Origin of the sequence: Citrobacter sp. Awk 4 (assembly GCF_028069725.1) — a bacterium.
In the GTDB taxonomy this organism is placed as follows: Bacteria; Pseudomonadota; Gammaproteobacteria; order Enterobacterales; family Enterobacteriaceae; genus Citrobacter_D.
The window spans coordinates 1-15,871 of the sequence record NZ_JANEWG010000077.1 but is presented as its reverse complement, the minus strand read 5'-3'; the positions used below and the strand labels follow the sequence as shown (position 1 = coordinate 15,871).

13 protein-coding genes are annotated in these 15,871 nt (G+C 50.3%); all 13 read right to left on the bottom strand.

Features of this window, described 5'->3' with window-relative positions:
* Positions 1-250: 250 nt before the first annotated feature.
* On the bottom strand, positions 251-1,804 hold the full coding sequence (locus NNO04_RS21105) for a peptide MFS transporter (RefSeq protein ID WP_271446322.1): 1,554 nt from the start codon (positions 1,802-1,804) through the stop codon (positions 251-253).
* Positions 1,805-2,505: 701 nt separating this feature from the next.
* Positions 2,506-3,210 carry an oligogalacturonate-specific porin KdgM family protein gene (locus NNO04_RS21100; protein ID WP_271446321.1) on the bottom strand — a complete coding sequence of 235 codons (705 nt, stop codon included), beginning with the start codon at positions 3,208-3,210 and terminating at the stop codon, positions 2,506-2,508.
* Positions 3,211-3,945: 735 nt separating this feature from the next.
* Positions 3,946-5,307 (bottom strand): ATP-binding protein, encoded by a 1,362-nt coding sequence (locus NNO04_RS21095; RefSeq protein ID WP_271446320.1) that lies wholly within the window; start codon positions 5,305-5,307, stop codon positions 3,946-3,948.
* Positions 5,308-5,345: 38 nt separating this feature from the next.
* Positions 5,346-6,020, bottom strand: coding sequence for a response regulator (locus tag NNO04_RS21090; RefSeq protein ID WP_271446319.1), 675 nt, complete (start codon positions 6,018-6,020; stop codon positions 5,346-5,348).
* A gap of 327 nt (positions 6,021-6,347) precedes the next feature.
* Positions 6,348-7,028 (bottom strand): acylneuraminate cytidylyltransferase family protein, encoded by a 681-nt coding sequence (locus NNO04_RS21085; RefSeq protein ID WP_271446318.1) that lies wholly within the window; start codon positions 7,026-7,028, stop codon positions 6,348-6,350.
* Entirely contained in the window at positions 7,029-8,084 is a 1,056-nt protein-coding gene (locus NNO04_RS21080) for a nucleotidyltransferase family protein (RefSeq protein WP_271446317.1), read from the bottom strand.
* A gap of 7 nt (positions 8,085-8,091) precedes the next feature.
* Entirely contained in the window at positions 8,092-8,742 is a 651-nt protein-coding gene (locus NNO04_RS21075; RefSeq protein WP_271446316.1) for an acetyltransferase, read from the bottom strand.
* Positions 8,735-9,808: an N-acetylneuraminate synthase gene (gene neuB / locus NNO04_RS21070; protein WP_271446315.1), complete on the bottom strand. Its 1,074-nt coding sequence runs from the start codon at positions 9,806-9,808 to the stop codon at positions 8,735-8,737. Before neuB ends, NNO04_RS21075 begins: the two co-directional genes overlap by 8 nt.
* The gene (gene neuC, locus NNO04_RS21065) at positions 9,805-10,962 is read right to left on the bottom strand and encodes a UDP-N-acetylglucosamine 2-epimerase (RefSeq protein ID WP_271446314.1); all 1,158 of its coding nucleotides are present in this window, start codon (positions 10,960-10,962) and stop codon (positions 9,805-9,807) included. The genes neuB and neuC overlap by 4 nt, the downstream gene beginning before the upstream one ends.
* Positions 10,963-10,966: 4 nt before the next feature.
* Positions 10,967-12,112 carry a LegC family aminotransferase gene (locus NNO04_RS21060; protein ID WP_271446313.1) on the bottom strand — a complete coding sequence of 382 codons (1,146 nt, stop codon included), beginning with the start codon at positions 12,110-12,112 and terminating at the stop codon, positions 10,967-10,969.
* A 10-nt stretch (positions 12,113-12,122) separates the two neighbouring features.
* Positions 12,123-13,328 carry a UDP-N-acetylglucosamine 4,6-dehydratase gene (locus tag NNO04_RS21055; RefSeq protein WP_271446312.1) on the bottom strand — a complete coding sequence of 402 codons (1,206 nt, stop codon included), beginning with the start codon at positions 13,326-13,328 and terminating at the stop codon, positions 12,123-12,125.
* 48 nt (positions 13,329-13,376) lie between these two features.
* On the bottom strand, positions 13,377-13,673 hold the full coding sequence (locus tag NNO04_RS21050; protein WP_271446311.1) for a DUF1496 domain-containing protein: 297 nt from the start codon (positions 13,671-13,673) through the stop codon (positions 13,377-13,379).
* 13 nt (positions 13,674-13,686) lie between these two features.
* Positions 13,687-15,366, bottom strand: a complete 1,680-nt coding sequence (locus NNO04_RS21045; RefSeq protein ID WP_271446310.1) for a hypothetical protein — start codon at positions 15,364-15,366, stop codon at positions 13,687-13,689.
* Between the last annotated feature and the right edge of the window lie 505 nt (positions 15,367-15,871).

Genomic DNA, 15,871 nt, shown 5'->3' with positions numbered 1-15,871 from the left:
GGGTAACCGCGAAGCGGCAATTTTCCTGCCGGGAGCCGGGATTGTTAAGGGAGCGGCGATAGCTCCCTTAACCCGTTCACGGGACATGAAATGCCAGAGAAGCGAAGAACATGAAGTGAACGGAACCGTTCGCAAAACCAGCATGTAACTTCTTCTGGATAAATACCTCAGGCTTTTGGTTTGCCAGCGCTTAACTGATTGGCATTAGCACACAGGTGCCGGTTTTTTTACGCATCAACAACACTGCTTATCAGGCGTTGGTCACCGGTTTTTGCTCATTTTTCACCTGAGCATTTGCCAGCATACGACGCACCGGAACAATCAGTACTGTCAGCACTGCGGCGCAGATCAGCAGCGCAATGGAGCAACGCGCGAAGAGATAGGGCAACATATCCAGTTGGTCGGCTTTCACATGACCGCCAATCAGACCTGCCGCCAGATTGCCCAGCGCACTGGCGCAGAACCACAAGCCCATCATCTGCCCGCGCATTCTGTCTGGCGCCAGCAGCGTCATGGTGGCCAGCCCAATCGGGCTCAGGCACAGTTCGCCAAGCGTCAACATCAGGATACTTCCGACCAGCCACAGCGGCGATACACCCGCGCCGCCGTTACTCAGCACGTTTTGCGCAGCCAGCATCATCAAACCAAAACCTGCAGCGGCACACAAAATACCGATCACGAACTTGGTAATACTGCTCGGACGCACGTTTTTCCGCGCCAGCATCGGCCATGCCCAGCTAAATACTGGCGCCAGCAGAATAATGAACAACGCATTGATCGACTGGAACCACACGGCCGGAATTTCAAAATCGCCGATCATACGGTTGGTATAGTCGTTAGCAAACAGGTTGAACGACGTCGGTTTCTGCTCAAAGGCAGACCAGAAGAAGGCAGCAGAAACCAGCAGAATAAAGCAGACCAGCAGTCTGGCGCGCTCTTTACGGCTGAGACCAGCAAACACAAACAGATAAATGAAGTAGAGCGCAACGGAAGCCGCAATAACGTAAACCAGCATGCTGGCCACCGCGACCGGGTTAATCACAATCACCCCTTGAGCAATCAGCGTGACGATGATAGCTGTACCCGCCGCCAGTGCCAAAAGCCAGCCCCCCACGCCCTTCTTCTTCACGACAGGACTGTTCCAGGTGGAGTCCAGGCCTACTTCGCTGTCATAGCGTTTCATCGCCGGAACGGCAAACACGCGGAAGATAATCAACGCCACCAGCATTCCGATACCGCCGATACCAAAGCCCCAGTGCCAGCCGTGGGATTTAATCAGCCAGCCGGAGATCAGCGGCGCGATAAACGACCCGATATTGATCCCCATATAAAACAATGAGAAACCGCCGTCACGACGCGCATCGCCTTTCTTATATAGCGTCCCCACCATCACAGAGATGCAGGTTTTGAACAAGCCGGAACCAAGGACGATAAACATCAGGCCGATAAAGAACAGGTTATCTCCCATCCAGGCGGACAGTGCGATAGAGAGGTGGCCGAGCGCAATCAGAATAGAGCCGTACCAGACAGCCTTCTGCTGACCAAGCCAGTTATCCGCCAGCCAGCCGCCAGGCAGTGCGGCAAGATACATGGTTCCGGCAAAAATACCCACAATGGCGGATGCATTTTCACGAGCCAGTCCCATGCCGCCGTCGTAGACGGTCGCAGCCATAAACAGGATCAGTAAGGGACGGATTCCGTAAAACGAGAATCGCTCCCACATTTCTGTGAAGAAGAGCGATCCCAACGGATAAGGATGGCCGAAGAACGTTCGGCTTTCGTTTTGATTAACAGTGGAAGACATAAATTCTCCTGGGGAGGTGTTGTCGTGTTTGTAAACACCAGAATGCACGCCGTCCTTTATGACGCTGGTCGTTGCTTTACATTCGGCGAAATATTATTTAACCATTTGATAACTGGCGGCTAGTTTTGTCTAGTACCAAATAGCATAATTTAAGATGAAAAGTCGACAAACATCTACTTTAGTAGATTTTATGTCGGCAAACGGCGAATAATGATTGACATAGAAATTTGAACAATATCAGACAGCATTTTCTTTAATAAACAAAAAGTTAATAAATATATTTTCCCGTTTTACGTTTATCGATGAGGAATAACCGTATTAGCTGTGTTGATGTAAACAAGTTGTCGTTGGTTTCCTGTACTCATCAAGAAATGGGGATATTCTCCCTGATAGCGGGCAACGTATTCTGGTGAGGAAGGTCAAAAAAAGGGCAGCGATAAATGCAGGAATAACAGCCAGGGGAATTTGTATTTATTTGATTTTATATAGTTTTAATATTGTGCGGAGTAACGGACGTCAAACAACCCAGCACTTATGGATTTAATGATAAGTAAAAGACGTCATTCGGCCAAAAAACGTGAGCAATACCTCATAAATGCAATAATCCATAAGCAAATCCCCGGAGACTGATAACCATCAGCCATCCGGGGAGCGAATTATACTGTCGCAACTACACTCTGCGAATCGTAGAATTTCAACGATTAGAAGTTGTATTTAATCCCTAAACGATAACGGAATTCCATTTCATCTTCTTCATCCACGGTATTATAACGCGGTACATAGCCGATTTCGGTATAAGGCGTCCATTGTTTATTAATCGGCATTGCCGCTGTAAGGTTGAACAGCCAGTAACCGTTGTCGCCCTCATAATCATCGTAGTTAGTAAAGCGACGCTCTACATCACCCATGACTGAAAAGTGAGAGTTTGCATATCCCAGCTCCCAGTTAAACTGGTTATAGTTTTTGTCAGCAACGTTTGGATCTTCATCATTCTGGATACCACCACGCCAGCGAAGTGTTGTTACCCAGTTCTCGTTGAGTTTATAAATGGCTTTAACCTGTACACGATAGCCAACAAATTTATCACCGTTATCGAGGTTTAACGCCGGAGCTAACGTCAGTTTATCATTAATGACGTAATTTTTTCCTAATTCCCATTCGCTGCCGCTACCAGAGAAAGAGCCGTTACCCTCTTTAAAACCATCTTCCTGAACCTTTGTACTTTCTTCCATTTTGCCTTCAACGCTGGCAAAAACACCATTTGGCGCCGTGTGCGAAAGTTTTAAGCGGTTAGCTTGTGTCTTGCTGTCTTGTTTATACTCGTGGCGGTAATCAAGAGTTAATGCCTGAGCGCTTGCGGAAGACAAAACTAATGCAATGCAACTCAGTTTAAAAGTACGCGTCATTATTTATTCCTATTTTATTAAACTAAAAATGCACTCCGAATCAATTTCAGAGTAAAAAACAGACTACAAATCAACCAGTACTGGCTGTTACCTAAGAGCAGTCAGCACATGAGTAAAGTGCCACCCCAACCTGCTTCTGAGAACATTAAACACACAGGCAAATGTCATTAGATTGCAATAAAAATTAACAATCACAGTAATCTTTTGGTTACAAACAAATATCATTAAAACCATTATATAAAATTAAAAGAACAGAAACCCAAGAAAACAAGAACATTGAACTTGGTAATATAAAACACCATTTCATAAAAAGGATCTGTGACTTATGAAATAGTTTTTACATCTTTAAAACTAAACAAATAGGATTATTTAAATAATGTGCACAACAATACACCAGGACATAAAATTACTTAATCAGATAATTAATTTAGAATAACAAATAATTTATTCATTAATAACGATTAGTGCCGCCATTCTCAGGACATTGACGGTTATCCTTCCTGGTATACTGTTCAGTTCAATTAGAAAAATGGAAGGATTTAAAAAATGGATGCACTAATTAAAAGACCGGTGGTTGAGGTATGGTATAAAAAGCCACCAGTGAAGGCACTGGTATAATGTAGAAGCGTATTAATGGACCAGCATTCATTAACTGATCGGATGTGCGACGGAGAAAGTATGTGAAAACGGCAGCCAGATCTCGTTGACTGCCGTAATGTCATTACAGAAGAGTGCCTAGTCGGTGAATATCAGAATAAAATGAGCCCCGCCCAAAGGGGACCTCTCAACCCTGATTTGCCCGCCATAGCTGTGTACTATTTCAGTCGCGACGGCAAGGCCTATCCCCTGGCCGGACGAGCTATCGGCCCGCACCCCGCGTAAGAAGATGTGCTGCAACTTGTCCGGCGCGATGCCGGGACCGTCGTCCTCGACCTCAATCTTCAGCCGATGGTTGTTATGGCCGACTGTCACCTTGATTTCACTGATAGCAAACTTGAACGCATTGTCGAGTAGATTGCCCATCAGCTCCATCAGATCGCCCTGTTCCCCGGCAAAAAAGACATCATCATCAAATAAAAAGCGCGTCTGCAACTTCTTATGCCGGTAGACCCTGGAGAGGCTCGCCAACAGTTTCTCGATGAGCGGCACCGGTTCCGTGCCCTTGCTGGCGAGGCGCTTACGCCCGGAGACCGCACGACGAAGCTGATACTGGATAATCTGATCCATAATAATGATCTGATCTTCAATATTGTCATGGCTCTCCCGACCATGCCTGAACTCCTGCGTCGTAATCTGGATCAACGACAGACGGGTCTTCAGGCTGTGTGCCAAATCGTTCAAAGCATGCTGGTAGCGCTGAGTCTGTTGCCGCTCGTTTTCCAGTAGTTGGTTGACCGACCCGGTTAGCGGCAGTAATTCCCGCTCGTAATGATTAGAGAGCGCTTCACGCTGACCTTCCCGGATCTCATCTATCTGACGTGCCATCGTGCGCAGGGAAGAAAGGCTCCAGAAACAGGCGAGCATCAGCAGAACACCGAGTAGCGAATATGCCAGCAGTGCCTGGCGAATACACCAGTAGAGGTAGGCACGCGTCTGGACACGGAAGTCGGAGTCGGAGTTGAACATCACCAGATAGTAAGTCGTGGGACCATCACCGTGGTCGCGCTGAAAGCGCAGGCTGTAGATAAAGTAGCTCTCACCGCTCTTGATGGTGTAATGCTTGAAAAAATAATCCTGAGATAATTCCCCAAGGTAGTTCATCAGATCCTGACAAAGGGTTTCTTTGGACTTGATCACTTCCGGTATAAACAGGCTCGACCAGCTCAACTTACCATCGGCGCGACAGATCAATGTGTCCAGTTCAGGATCGCTGATATCCTGCCTTGTGTTGTCAAAATTCTTGAACCCATGTGAGGCCGGATGTCCGGCAGAGAGGAGTCTGGAAAGATTTTCCTGCATGCGGGTGCTGACCTTCTGGGACTGCTCTTCGGCGTGTCCCTGGTAAAGCACATAAACTGAGAAGGACATCATAAACGCAATGATCAACATGGCGCTCATTATCAGCTTGAAATGGAGGGAGCGAAGGATCAGTTGCATGGGTTCTCAACAGCAGATAAAAAGCCGAATAGTCGTACTCAGTTGCAGGAAATATTGAAGATATAACCCTGACGACGGATAGTGGAAATGGGCAGAATGGTTCCTTCTGGATCCAGCTTTTTGCGCAGACGGCTGACCATCACCTCCACGACATTAGGGTCCCCTTCGCCATCGCCATAGAGCTGGTCAAGCAGTTGTTGCTTCGAGACGACCTGAAGGGCATTTCGCATCAAATATTCCAGAATCTGATATTCAAAGCTGGTCAGTACGACCGCCTCGCTATCAATGGTCAACACTTTGCGGGAGAGGTCCAGTTCATAATTTCCCACCTTTACCCTGGGAGAAATGAAACCGGCGCTGCGTCGCACTAAGGCGTTAAGCCGCGCCAGCAACTCATCTTTCTGAAACGGTTTGACCATATAGTCATCGGCCCCGGCCTCCAGCCCTTCCACTTTATCCTGCCAGTTACCACGAGCGGTTAACACAATGATAGGAAAGGGAATTCGCCGCGCTCTCAACTCACTGATAAGTTGCACACCACTTAGATCAGGTAAACCGAGATCGATAATGGCCACATCAATAGGGTAATCGGCCGCATAGTGCAGTGCTACCTGGGCACGATCGGTGCTGTATACCTGATTGTCGGACTCAGTCAATAAACTGGTTAAATGATGATTAAGCAACTTGTCGTCTTCGACCAGGAGTATTTTCATAAGGTACACACACTTGTAACACGAAAGTTGCCAATTAAAAGATTTAAATTAAGGCGAGTCAATCGAATTTTAATCAAATATTCAAAACGTTGTATCAAAAATATGGGATACAACTCACATAAAAAAACGAACACGCCTTAAAAAAATGTTAAGTCCCTCGCTATTATGCATTACAACCTACTCTGACAGTCCTATATTTTTACTTTTCGTTCGAGAATAACGCATGTTTAGTATAACGTTTGCCCTCTTAAAACGGGATTTAAACAACATGCGTTATTTCTGACCACGTTGGTAACTTTACGCCTCCATGTAATAACCGAAGAGTGGTCATCGTCGGGTCATAATGATTTCTGCAATGTCAAAATCCAGCAGACTATCAATATCGATAGATTCATCTTGCCTCATAATGTAGGCGTATGATTTATCGCCATAGATAGCGGTTAAAGAACCGACAAAGACTCTGTCAAAAATATAGATAGCCCCATTAATCCGGTAATAAGACTCTAATTCCTGACTTCTCACATTATATTTCTCTTGAATAAAACCAGACATAGAGTGATCTGCTGGCAATTTATTACACAACTGGACAGGGTGCTCCATTTCGCAGACAGAAATAACGCTTAACGCATCCATTTCCTCGTACAACTGGTGAGCCTCAACAATATTTGACGTTGTCCGTAGCGGTGATGTGGGTTGCAGTAACGTGATCGTATCAACGCCTCCCCAACGCGCCTCAACAACCTCAACCATATGAGAAATAACATCATTTGTTGTTGCTGCATCACTCGCCAGTGTCGCCGGTCTTAAACAAGGGACAACCGCGCCATAGTGTTCTGCGATATCTGATATTTCCCGGCAATCGGTACTCACCAGCACCAGATCAAATAACGTACTGTTTAGCGCCGCCTCAATAGACCAGGCGATCATTGGCTTACCGGATAAAATTTTTATATTCTTGCCAGGTAAACGCTTGCTTCCTCCGCGCGCTGGAATGATGGCGATTTTCATTTACCACACCAACTGATGAATATCAGCCTGGGCGCGATGAAAATCATCCTGCCGACCAATATCAAGCCAGTATTCGTGAATTGGGAACATCAAAACACTGGAGCCCTTATTGATATTAGAATCCAGCAGCGCGGGCATATCAATTGATATCCCTTTGGGTACGCTTTTAAGAACCGACTGGCTTAACATATAAACTCCCGCATTAACGAAATAACGGTGGATCGGCTTTTCTGTCATTTCGATAACTTTTTCACCATCACAACTGATCACGCCATAAGGTACCTGGTATTCATACTGGCGAATACACATGGTGGCTGCCGGTGAGTGCGTATCATGAAATAGCATGAAACGTTCAAAATCGAGCGAGGTCAACACATCGCCATTGATCATAATCAGGGGTAAGTCAGGGATGTTGTCGGGTAGCAACCCCAATGCTCCGCCGGTGCCAAGAGGCGTTTCTTCGTGCACATATTCAATATTAACCCCCCAGTGACGCCCGTCACCAAAATAATCCCTGATCACGTCTGGCAAATAGTGGGTGGAAATATAAATATTTCTGAATCCGGTTTTTGCAAAACGCTCAACCAGGATTTCCAGCATCGGCTTGCCGCCGATTTTCAGCATCGGCTTTGGACAATGATCCGTCAGCGGTTTCAGACGCGTACCGAAACCGCCCGCCATGATAAAAACAGGGTTTTCATATCGGCGATGAGCCGAAGCCGTCTCCCAGGTTTCCAGCCCGACCAGGCGACCATCATCAGCCACCACCGGAATAGAAAGAATACTGCGCGTCTTCATTTCTGCGAGAACTTCATTGCGGCTGCAATTCATGGGAGACGTTACGGGGTTGCGGTTCATGACCGCTGCAACGGCCGTGCTCAGACTCACATCAGCCAGAATAGCTCGTCTGATATCGCCATCCGTGACGACCCCCAACAACCTCTCCTGCTCATCCACCACCATCGCCACGCGCAGGGCTTCTTCATTGACGATAGACAAGGCATCACGCAGAGAATCCTGGGGTGATAACAAGATCTTTTTCCAATCTTTGCTCATTGCAATATTATCCCTGTTTATTATTCCGCCCGGTCAAGTAAGGACGGGCAGGATAGACAATGTGATTTTCTGGCAAGTTACGGGTCAATATCGCCCCCGCGCCGACAACCGCCTCGTGACCCAATTGAAGCCCCTGGACAACGACAGCTCCGCTACCGACATGCACCCGCTCTCCCAGGGTCACGCCACCACATAACACCGCGCGCGGAGCAAGATGAGCGTGGTCGCCCACCACGCTGTCATGCTCGACAATGGCTCCGGTATTGATAATGCTGTTGTCACCAATCTGCGCACCGCTCTGTACAATAGCGCCCGGCATCACCTGCACCCCCTGTCCGAGAGTGGCATGGGGAGAGATAACCGCTTCCTGCGCCAGTACGCAGGCAAAGCGATATCCTTTTTCGATGTAACGCGAGAAGATTCGGGCTCGCAGCCCGCATCCCGGTAGTGAGCCTATCCCGTTGATCAACACGCACTTTTCGGGGGGGAATGTCATACAGAGCGTCTCGTCCTGCCACAGCGGTAATCCCGCCAGAGCCCCTTTACCTGATGAGTCCGGAGCCACCAGCGCAAGGATCGTCTGCCCCTGTCGGGTGAGGATATCGGCCAGTACTGAAGCGTGGCCCCCTGCGCCAATCATAATTAGCGGCTTATTCACGAATCAGATCTCCTGCCTGATAGGCATGGCTTGCTCGCTTGCCGATCACATCCCACCAGCAATAGGGACTCATGCCATCTCCGGGGCGTTTGATCGCCACGTTATGCGCATTGAGCTCCGTACCCAATGCGATGTCGCAGGCCGCCACCAGGCTCTTTCTGGCAATGGCGATGTTTTTCAGCTCACACGGACGCGGTCCCTTAATGCCATTGCCGAGCGCCATCTCCACATTGCGAATAGCCTTAACCATGTCGGTCAGCTCAGACGGCTCCAGTGACGCCTGGTGATCGGGCCCCGCCATCGTTTTATCGAGGGTAAAGTGTTTTTCGATAAGGCAGGCGCCACGGGCGACAGCGGCAATGGGAACCGTAATACCCTCACTATGATCGGAGTAGCCCACCGGCAAGCCGAAGGCATGGGCCAGTGTATTGATAGCATTAAGATTGATGTCAGACATCGGTGCCGGGTATTCGGTGGTGCAATGCAGCAGCGTCACTTTTTCGCGCAGCGCCGCCTGCCCTTCCGGTGAGGCATAGGCCGCCATAAAGGCACCCATACCCGGCGTTGCATCGTGTTCCCGGACCATGCCAAAGGCGATCACTGCCAGGGCCGATTCCACCTCAGCCAGGGAAGACATCCCGGTGGAGACAATCAGGTTGCAGCCACTACGGGCGTGTCGGAGGACAAACGGCGCATTGGTCAGCTCGCCAGAGGGGATTTTCAGGGTTTGCAGCCTGATATCGTGAATCAGAAAATCAAGGCTGTCGTCATCAAAGGCCGTGGAAAGAAATCCGATCCCCAGCGCTTCGCAATGGCGGATGAGACGAAGATGCGCATCAAACGAGAGTTCTAATCGGGAGAGCATCGCAAGCTGGCTTTCCGATTTCCCCGTATTGGTCGTCTGATACTGGGCTTGCCGGGCATTGCCGGTGACCAGTTTATCTGCCCTAAACGTTTGAAATTTCACGATGTCTGCACCGGCCTGCCAGGCGGCATCAACCAGCGCATGGGCCAGTGCCTCATCACCATTATGATTGACGCCGGCTTCCGCGATAATGCTGATCATTGGGGTAAGCTCCTGGCGATATCATGAAAGACTTTGGTTGATGTCAGCGGATAACGACGCAGTACAGCCACAATGCGGGTACTCACATCCCCCTTGCCATACGGATTGGCAAAGGCACTGGCGGGAAGAGGACACAGCGCGTCCTTGATGGCAGAGGAAATAGAGACGTGATCGGGCGGACAATTCACTACGCTTGCCGCCGCCATTCTCCCCTTCTGCCGCTGCCCGATATTCACCGTGGGTACCCCTAGCGAAGGCACTTCGATAATGCCGCTGGAAGAGTTGCCAATCACAACCGCGCAATATTTGACCGCACTGAGATAGCGCGTGTGGCCCAGGGAGGGGATAGCCAGCACCCGTCCAGGCTGCGACGCCGCGTAGTGCTCAAGTAATGGAATGAGTTGTCGCCCGCCGTCGTCCGCGTTGGGATACGTCACTATCACCTGATAGTCGGGAAAATCATCCAGCGCGTTCAGCAATGCCTGAAAGCTCTCTACCGCAGGTTCTGAAAAGAGGGTGACGGGGTGATACGTCACCACGAAATAGGGGTTGTCGAGCGCGAATCCGAGGGATTCACTCAACGCATCCCTGGACATCAGCGGTGTCCTGTCGATGTTTTCAATCCCTATCGCCCCCAGATTGAAGACGCGCTCAGGCGCTTCTCCAAGCTGGATCACGCGCTGGCGATAGGCCTCATTGGCGGTGAAATGGAGATAACTCAGTTTGCTGATCGCATGGCGAATAGCATCATCGTAAGCGCCTTCGGTAATTTCACCGCCATGCAGATGAGCCACGGGAATTCTCATGATCATCGCCGCCTGAGCCATCGCCAGCGCCTCGTAACGATCGCCGAGGATCACCAGTACATCCGGTGTAAGCCGTGCCAGGGCATCGGCCATGCCGATCAGGGCAAGCCCCATGCTTTTGATGACGCCCACCGCAGTGTCAGAAGAGAGCAGCATCTCAATGCGTTCATCAATAGGAAAACCATCCTGTTCTATCTGCCGGTAGGTCAGTCCGAATTCGGGTGATAAATGAGAACCGGATACCACCGTTTTCAGCTCCAGATCGGGAGCAGCAGCGATCTCTTTCATCAACCAATAGAGCAACCCATACTCCGCCCGGGTGCCGGTAAAGACTGCAATTCGTCTCATTGCGTCAGACCTCAACAGGCGAACTGGGCAGGTTAATCACCCGGCTTTCAAGCCACTCGGAGATCCGCAGTTCCCCGCGAGGCGCATCGGCAAACATCGGCAACCGATGCATGAGTTTCCAGACAGGGCGAGTCATCACGCCACTGGCGTTGGTTTCTGTCAGCAACGCGTCACGCTGCGCTTCGCTCTCGCAGATAATGGCATTGAGCCAGTAGTTAGAACTCGCGTAGTCAGGTTCTTGTACAAACTGGCAGTCTTGCCCGCGGAAGAACGCTGCGTAATGGTGTGCTAATGCCCTTTTCTGTTTCAGGAACGTCGGGAGAGACGCCATCTGAGCGCAACCCAGCGCCGCATTGAGGTTCGGGAGGCGGTAGTTAAACCCCGGTTCATCGTGGAAGAATTCGTAAGGATGGGGCAACTTAGCCGTCGTGGTGACATGCCGGGTATGAACGCCCTGCTCTACGCGTCGACATAACACCATGCCGCCGCCGCCGGTGGTGATTATCTTGTTACCGTTGAAACTGAGAGCACCAAATTCACCCACCGTCCCGGTATGCTGGCCCTTGTAGAAGGACCCCAGGCTTTCGGCCGCATCTTCGATCAGTATCAGACGCCATTGCTGACAAATCCGCAGTAATTCATCCAGTTCAGCCGGGTGGCCAAAGGTGTGCATCGGCACAACAGCTTTAATACGCTGCCCCGTTTCCTTGTGGAAGCACCCTAATTCGGTCAGTTCTGCATGCTCTTGTAGATACGCGTCAACGGCTCGCGGGCACAGGCTCAGACTGGTTTTCGAGACATCGACAAAGACGGGTTGCGCGCCCATGTGATAAAGCGCATTGCAGGTCGCCACAAACGTCAGGGCCTGGGTGATCACCATGTCATTGCGTTTAACACCGGCCATATATAAGGCGGTATGAAGTGCAGCCGTTCCATTGACGGTCGCGACCGCACGCGTACTGCCGGTAAATGCTTCTATCAGGCGTTCAAATTCACCGACATAACTACCTACGCTGGAGACAAACGAACTCTCAATCGTATCCGTGACGTTAATGCGTTCCTTTGCCGAAAATACCGGCGCGTGCAATGGGATAACCCCATTAGTTTTATATGTATCACGAATAAACGTGACCAGACGGGATGATTGCATTGGATCCACCTTACATCTTTGCATCAAGGTACTTACCGGTCTCCTGATGAGCGAAATCAGGTAGCAGTTCAAAGAAAAGGGAAACCAGCTCGTCCTTGCTCCATTGACGCTCTGCTCTCATCGCATGAATTTTATTCTCAAAGGTCTCCAGCAATTCTGAGGAGTAACCGGGCGCATTTTTAATCACACCGATACTGTTGAATCGCGCCATATCCAGTAATTCTTCTTCCGTGAAGAACTCTTCAACCTCTTTTTCGCCCGTCGTATCGCTGGTGGTAAACAGACAAGGCCAACGCCCTTGCGCCGGCAAGGTTCTTACAAGCTCGCGCGCCTCATTCTCATCCCGGCAGAGATATGGCTCATAGCCTCGCTGTTGGAGGTATTTGGTGGCGATCTCAGCAAAGGTGATGAGATGCTGCTCTTCACGCAATTTAGGGAAGAAAATGTCTCTGTTTTCACCGAATATGCAGGACATCAAACACAATTCACCGGCTTCCTGCGGGGTGACGAAATAGCGTTTGATATCGTTCGGGGCCACTATCGGTTGCTGCTTTTGCAGCCTCTGATTAAATCCGTGAAGCAGGGACCCATCAGAGAACGCCACATTGGCAAAGCGAGCGGTAGAGATAGCGATTTGCTCGCTTCTGCGCATCAGGAACATCTCCATAATCCGCTTGGAAGCGCCCATCATATTGACGGGATTGGCCGCCTTATCGGTGGACACACAGAAGTATTTTTTAACGCCTGCGGCAATAGACTGGCGAAGCGTCTTGTCAGTATTGAAGACGTTGACGTCGATCATTCTCATCAAGGTGTACGGATCTTTTTCACTGCGTACGTGCTTGAGTGCCGACAAATTGAGCACATAGTCATACTGGCCATCGGCCTCGATAAACGCGTCATATTCGAGAGAGCCAATATCCAGGGCAAAGGTCTGAAAATCCCCGTCGATATAGCCCAGAGAACTGCGGATATCACGGACGAGCTCGACGATGTTATTTTCACTTATATCAACAACATGAAGTTTTTTAGGTTGACGTTTAAAGATCTCCCGGGTGACGGCCTGACCGATAGAACCTGCGCCGCCTAAAACCAGAAAGCGGGACTGGACAACCCATAAATTCAGCGCTAATTCAACATCGTCAATGTCCTGCGCAAACAAGGCGTCAGTGCGCCCAATGAGGGGAAGAATTGAAAGCATGGTGATTCCTGGCAAAAATTGTTATGTGTTTATCTCAACAGCCCACATCCCGTTCCGGGCATCTTACTTACGGATCTCAATGACCCGGCCCGCATCATCCTGACTTTGCCTGATGCTGGTTTTCTCTGTATCGCCTTCACGTAGCCACCCCAATGCGCCGTTTTCCGTCACATCGTCCAGTACGCCACAGCGGATAGTCTCTTTGCCGTTTTGCAACCATGCGCCTTCGGAATAGCGTTTACCGTCGAAATAACAGGCACGTTCGCTCAGGTTGTCGGTATTAATGTTGAATTCGGTCCGGTTCGCCATCGCCTGTGCGGACAACAGCAATAACAGCGTGAACATCAGGAGAGTTTTCATCGATTTCCTCGCTTCACATTAAAATCACATATTTCTTCTGGGCATTAAGGATCCCCATGATCATGTTCTGCTGAGTGCCTTGACTGCTCACGGGGCTATACTCCGTCCAGTGATAACCCCAGGTATGCAGATCTTCGCGCCCCGCTGGCACGGCGAAGCAGTCGAAACGAAAGTCCGCCTCTTTGATCGCCGCGAGGGTAAATGCTTGCAGATCTTTGCGTGTCACCGTGTTCATGTGCTCGCACACCGCGGTAAAGTCAGGGCTTGTCTCATCGATAGCCAGCATGCACTGAAATCCCATCCGTATCAGATTGTCCAGGCTCTTCTCCAGGGCGACGAACTCATCCGGGTGACTGATATAAAAACCCAGCACCAACGTCTTCTGCGGCAACGTCAGACCCGATCCGCGCCGGATATCGTTCATTGCCCTCTTCCCCGCCAGAGACTGACTGGTGTATTTATCCCAATACGGATAAGGGATTTCACCGCGCCGGTAGAGTTCGCTGTAGAGCACGATCTGTCGCTCTTCAACGATACCCAACAGCAGTGCCAGTCGTTGCAGGGGCCACTGGCGCAACGCTACATCGCGAGGCACGTTCTGCTCAGGCGGCGCGAGAATGAAGGGGATTTGCTCCTTACTCAGACTCAAATGGGTGCTGGACATAAATCCGCAGATGCCCCGAATCGGGGCCTTGAGCATTAGCAGCAACTCCATCGGCATCGACGCCGGCAGGGGAATCAGCCGAGGGTATTGCCGAACAATATGGTCATTCACGATGTGCCCCGCCGGATGCCCCTTAAAGAACAACGCTGGCTTGCCGCTAATGTGAAGAGGAGAACCCACCTTACGGATATGTTTGAGTAAATCGTGATGGAGTCGGATGATCCCGCGGGCAGCCAGACCTTGTGCATCCTGAACGTTTTGTGACGTTCCCAGCACGATGATCGCATCCTCGCACCCAACCAACTGCTGCTCCAGAGACGTCCTGTCCACCCCAACGGCACGGAACAACCACGCCTGCTGATGAGGCGCCAGCAAATCAAAATCCCCCCAGTCGGTCCGCTCCATATGGGGAAGCACCTCGTCGGCCAGTGATTTTAAGGCCGGCAAGCGGGTCATAATGTCGGGTCGTACCATGTGGTAACGGGTGGGATAGAACCGGTGCCACCCCTGCCCCACGATGATCTTCTCCTGCCCTGGGCCGTTAAAGCCGACGCTACGAGGGGATTCATAGAGATAGTTCTCAAGGCGAGACAGGATCGCTTCCCGTTGCGTTAACCGTTCCGGTTCATCGCTGAGCTTGAGCAACTCGCAGTAGTCGAATGTTCCATCTTCATAGAGATGCAGCATCCGCACCGGATATTTGAGAAAGTGCAGTGCGTTAAGCAGCGGTGCCAGCGCATCCGCGCTATAGATAAGATTAGAGTGAATCTCAACCTCAATGCGCCCATGCTGCTCGCACAGCGCGATCAGTCGCTCGTAAATCCCTATCACCGGGGCAATGCCCTGCTGAAAATGCTGATGGCGCGAATGCAGTTGTTCACCATCCTGCAAGGTCGAACGTCCCCAGGTGGTGAGGGAGGTTGTGTGCTCTTCTTCGCTGTGACGGCAAAAATGGAGCAGTTGTTGCAACATGGGCATCGTAAAGGGATCAAGATAGATCCGCACCAAATGGGGGAGAGGCTGAGTCATCACACTTTTCTCTGTCTTCGCTGACTTTTACGGCATTATTGTCTGGTAAAAAGCAAATATCGTGCCAACAAAGAATCATTCTCCGACTCCTCTGATGCTGGTCAGTTAAGCGCTGGCAACCCAAAAGCCTGAGGTATTTATCCAGAAGAAGTAACATGCTGGTTTTGCGAAGGGTTCCGTTCACCTTATGTTCCTCGCTTCTCTGGCATTTCATGTCCCGTGAACGGGTTAAGGGAGCTATCGCCGCTCCCTTAACAATCCCGGCTCCCGGCAGGAAAATTGCCGCTTCGCGGTATATTCGCCCCATCCCTGGGGCTCACCCCTTCGGGGCCAGTTCAGGAACTGTTCAAAATTGCTCCCGGCAATTTTGTCCTCCGTTTATTCCTCCAGGCTACCGGGTCGGGCGCGAGGTAACGTATATGGACGCTCCCGGGATGCAATATATTTTTCAGTTAAGCGATAAAACGGGTAGATGCAGCCATATATCCGGTTTCTGATGGGATTT

Coding starts and splice junctions, on each gene's coding strand:
- NNO04_RS21105 (WP_271446322.1), bottom strand. CDS start 1,804: ATGTCTTCCACTGTTAATCAAAACGAAAGCCGAACGTTCTTCGGCCAT.
- NNO04_RS21100 (WP_271446321.1), bottom strand. CDS start 3,210: ATGACGCGTACTTTTAAACTGAGTTGCATTGCATTAGTTTTGTCTTCC.
- NNO04_RS21095 (WP_271446320.1), bottom strand. CDS start 5,307: ATGCAACTGATCCTTCGCTCCCTCCATTTCAAGCTGATAATGAGCGCC.
- NNO04_RS21090 (WP_271446319.1), bottom strand. CDS start 6,020: ATGAAAATACTCCTGGTCGAAGACGACAAGTTGCTTAATCATCATTTA.
- NNO04_RS21085 (WP_271446318.1), bottom strand. CDS start 7,028: ATGAAAATCGCCATCATTCCAGCGCGCGGAGGAAGCAAGCGTTTACCT.
- NNO04_RS21080 (WP_271446317.1), bottom strand. CDS start 8,084: ATGAGCAAAGATTGGAAAAAGATCTTGTTATCACCCCAGGATTCTCTG.
- neuB (WP_271446315.1), bottom strand. CDS start 9,808: ATGATCAGCATTATCGCGGAAGCCGGCGTCAATCATAATGGTGATGAG.
- neuC (WP_271446314.1), bottom strand. CDS start 10,962: ATGAGACGAATTGCAGTCTTTACCGGCACCCGGGCGGAGTATGGGTTG.
- NNO04_RS21060 (WP_271446313.1), bottom strand. CDS start 12,112: ATGCAATCATCCCGTCTGGTCACGTTTATTCGTGATACATATAAAACT.
- NNO04_RS21050 (WP_271446311.1), bottom strand. CDS start 13,673: ATGAAAACTCTCCTGATGTTCACGCTGTTATTGCTGTTGTCCGCACAG.
- NNO04_RS21045 (WP_271446310.1), bottom strand. CDS start 15,366: ATGACTCAGCCTCTCCCCCATTTGGTGCGGATCTATCTTGATCCCTTT.